Here is a 3,561-nt window from a genome sequence, read left to right as displayed (position 1 = left end):
AGGCGCCGGTGGTATCCACCAACGTCACCACTGGCAGGCCAAAGCGACCGGCCATCTCCATCAGCCGCACCGCCTTGCGATAGCCTTCGGGGCGGGCCATGCCAAAGTTATGGGTGATACGCGATTTGGTGTCAGAGCCCTTTTCATGGCCGATCACCATCACTGGCTGGTCGTTGAACCGGGCCAAGCCGCCCATCACCGCCAGGTCATCGGCAAAGTTGCGATCCCCCGCCAGCGGGGTGTATTCGGTGAACAACGCGTCGATATAGTCGCGACAATGGGGCCGCTCAGGGTGCCGCTCCACCTGACATTTGCGCCAGGGCGTGAGCTCCTTGTAGAGTTCCTTGAGCAGCTGTTCTGCCTTGGCATCCAGCGCTGCCGCCTCTTCGGCCAGCCGCTCGACACCCGGCCCCACCGCCGCCAGCCGATCTTCGACCCCGCACGACGGGCAGGTCGTCGGCAAGGGGGCGCTTTCCCCGCATTGATGACAGACAAGGCGTTTCTGAAACCGGTGCTCGACCATGCGCGCATCGCAGTGCTCACAGCCGATCTGATGGCCGCAGGCCCGGCAGATCGTCGTCGGCGCATAACCACGCCGGTTGAGAAACAAAAGCGCCTGTTCGCCCTTTGCAATCCGGGCGTTGACTGCGGCCTGAAGGCTTGGCGAAATCCACCGGTTCGACGGCAATTTCTGCGTCCGCATGTCGATCGCCGCCAGTTCCGGCATCACCGCCGCACCATAACGCGCGTTCAGCTCAAGCCGGTCGTATTTACCCGCCTCGGCATTGGCCCAGCTCTCAAGGCTTGGCGTGGCCGAGGCCAGAATCACCCGCGCGCCACAGATCGCCGCGCGCAGCACCGCCATGTCGCGGGCGTTATAAAGAACCCCGTCCTCCTGTTTGTATGAGGTGTCGTGTTCCTCATCGACAATGATCAGGCCAAGGTTCTGATAGGGCAGGAACAGCGCCGAACGCGCGCCGACCACCATCTGCGCGCCGCCCTGCCCGACCATCTTCCAGGTGCGGCGGCGTTCGGTCATGGTGACACCGGAATGCCATTCCGCCGGGCGTGCGCCAAAGCGCACCTCGACCCGGTTGAGGAACTCGGCCGTTAGGGCGATTTCCGGCAGAAGCACAAGCGCCTGACGGCCCTGGCGCAGGGCCTCTGCCACGGCTTCAAGGTAAACCTCGGTCTTGCCCGACCCGGTGACGCCGCGCAAAAGCGTGGTGCCATAGGTGTCAGAGCGCAGCCCCTCGCGCAGCGCTTTGGCGGCGGCCTCCTGATCCTCGGTCAGGGCCTTGGACGGAAGATCGGGGTCAAGACGGGCAAAGGGCATGTCGCGGGGCGTGTCCTCTTCGCGTACCGCACCCTGTGCCACCAACCCCTTGACCACCGAGGCCGTCACCCCCGCCTGATCGCTCAGCTCTTTCAGGGTGAACCCAAACCCGCCATAGCTGCGCAGCACCTCAAGCACGCGGGCGCGCGCATCGGTCATGCGCGAGGGCTCGCTCGTGCCAAGGCGATAGACCTTTTGCATCGACGGCGGATCGCTCAGCCCCGGCGCCCGTGTCGCGAGGCGCAACATGGCGGGCATCGGCGTGAGGGTATAATCGGCGGCACGACGCAGGAACGCCTGCATCTCATCGCGCATCGGCGCCACATCAAGCACCCGGATGATGGCACGCGCCTTGCTGAGGTCAAACCCGCCCCTGCCCGGCCCCCAGACCACGCCCAACACCTTGCGCGGGCCAAGCGGCACCTCGACGAAGGCCCCCGGAAGGCATCCGCCCTCGGGCGCGAGATAATCCAGCGGGCGATCAATCGGTTGCGCCGTCAAAACCGCCACAAGCGTGCCTTCGTCAAAGAAGTCGGGGGATGACGGCGGCAACGCGGCTTCCTCTCTCTGAGGGGTTTCGGTGGGCTGATCTATGAGGTAAACGCTTGTGACAGAAAACCCAACCCGCGCAGAGGCACCCCCATGAAATTCTTTGTCGACACCGCAGAAACCGATCAGATTGCCGAGCTCAACGATCTCGGCATGGTCGACGGCGTGACCACAAACCCCTCGCTGATCCTGAAATCGGGCCGCGATATCCTGGACGTAACCCGTGAAATCGCCGACATGGTCGCGGGCCCGGTCAGCGCCGAAGTCGTTGCACTCAAGGCCGATGACATGATCGCCGAAGGCCGCAAGCTTGCCAAGATCGCCGACAACATCGCCGTCAAGGTGCCGCTGACCTGGGATGGCCTCAAGGCCTGCAAGGTGCTCTCGGGCGAGGGCAACATGGTCAATGTCACGCTGTGCTTTTCCGCCAATCAGGCGCTTTTGGCGGCCAAGGCGGGGGCCACCTTCATCAGCCCCTTTATCGGGCGGCTTGACGATATCAACCTCGACGGCATGGATTTGATCGCGGATATCCGCACAATCTATGACAATTACGGCTTTGACACAGAGATTCTTGCGGCCTCGATCCGCACGGTCAATCACGCCTATCAGGCGGCAATGATCGGCGCCGACGTGATGACCGCGCCCCCCGCCGTGATCAAGAAGATGGCAGAGCACCCGCTGACCAACCAGGGGCTTGAGACCTTTATGGCCGACTGGGCAAAAACAGGGCAGCAAATCCTGTAAGCCGTGCTATAACGCCAAAAACAAGACCGAGACAGACATGAGCAGCAAGCCGGAAATGAATGACGCGCTGCGCGAACGTATCATCGCGCAGCCAGATGTTATTCTTGAAGATCAAGACCTTATGCGCGCTCTCATTGCCGCGAACGAACGGGCGATGGGCGGCAATATCGTCGACCTTCGCGGCATTGCGATGGATCGTCTTGAAGCACGGCTTGACCGGCTTGAAGACACTCACCGCAGTGTGATTGCAGCCGCTTACGAAAATCTTGCGGGCACAAATCAGGTGCATCGTGCGATTTTGCGGATGCTTGACCCGGTCGAGTTTGAAAGCTTCCTGCGCGATCTTGGCGGCGAAGTCGCCCATATCCTGCGGGTCGATTCGATCCGGCTTGTGCTTGAATCGGTGCAAAATGACAGTGACCCGGCGGTGGGTCGCCTTGGCGATGTGCTGTCGGTGGCAGAGCCGGGATTCATCAAATCCTATCTGACAGGGGGGCGCGATGCGCCTGCCCGGCAGGTCACCTTGCGCCAGATCAATGAGGGCGACATGCGGATTTATGGCCGCGACGCCACTTTCGTGCGCTCCGAGGCCTGTCTGCTTCTGGATTTCGGGCCTGACCGCCTGCCCGGCATGCTGGCCATGGGCGCCGAAGACCCGCATCAGTTCAGCCCGCAACAGGGCACCGACCTTCTGGCGTTCTTTGCCGGGGTTTTCGAGCGCTCCATGCGGCGCTGGTTGTCATGACAAGCCCGGCCGCCCGCGATTCGTTGCAGTGCTGGCTGGCGTCACAAAAGGCGCTCAAGGGCGCCTCGGACAACACGCTTGACGCTTACGCGCGCGACGTGGCGGGCTTTCTGGCCTTCATGACCGAACACAGCGGCCAGCCCCAGGGTCTTGGCGCATTGGCCAGGATCGGCACCGCCGACAT

General features: G+C 62.7%; 3 protein-coding genes and 1 pseudogene. 3 read left to right on the top strand and 1 reads right to left on the bottom strand.

All coding sequences use genetic code 11. From position 1 onward, the window contains the following. A partial coding sequence (gene priA / locus QZ522_RS18450) for a primosomal protein N' (RefSeq protein WP_294615035.1) occupies nt 1-1,888 on the bottom strand: 1,888 nt, incomplete at its 3' end. Nucleotides 1,889-1,978: 90 nt separating this feature from the next. On the opposite strand from priA, the gene fsa reads away from it, so the two are divergent. The 3 genes and pseudogenes from fsa to QZ522_RS18435 all read left to right on the top strand — a co-directional run. Continuing rightward, a complete protein-coding gene (gene fsa, locus QZ522_RS18445) occupies nt 1,979-2,632 on the top strand; it encodes a fructose-6-phosphate aldolase (protein WP_294615033.1) in 654 nt (217 codons plus the stop codon). 37 nt (nt 2,633-2,669) lie between these two features. Further along, nucleotides 2,670-3,377 carry a DUF484 family protein gene (locus QZ522_RS18440; protein ID WP_294615031.1) on the top strand — a complete coding sequence of 236 codons (708 nt, stop codon included), beginning with the start codon at nt 2,670-2,672 and terminating at the stop codon, nt 3,375-3,377. Next, nucleotides 3,374-3,561: pseudogene (locus QZ522_RS18435) on the top strand (recombinase XerC); the annotation flags it as partial. The gene QZ522_RS18440 and the pseudogene QZ522_RS18435, both read left to right, overlap by 4 nt.

This window comes from uncultured Roseovarius sp. (genome assembly GCF_913054395.1).
In the GTDB taxonomy this organism is placed as follows: Bacteria; Pseudomonadota; Alphaproteobacteria; order Rhodobacterales; family Rhodobacteraceae; genus Roseovarius.
This window is presented reverse-complemented; position numbering and strand designations above follow the sequence as displayed.

Bases quoted from the DNA above. Each gene is read 5' to 3' on its own strand.
- fsa (WP_294615033.1), top strand. From the start codon at position 1,979: ATGAAATTCTTTGTCGACACCGCAGAAACCGATCAGATTGCCGAGCTC.
- QZ522_RS18440 (WP_294615031.1), top strand. From the start codon at position 2,670: ATGAGCAGCAAGCCGGAAATGAATGACGCGCTGCGCGAACGTATCATC.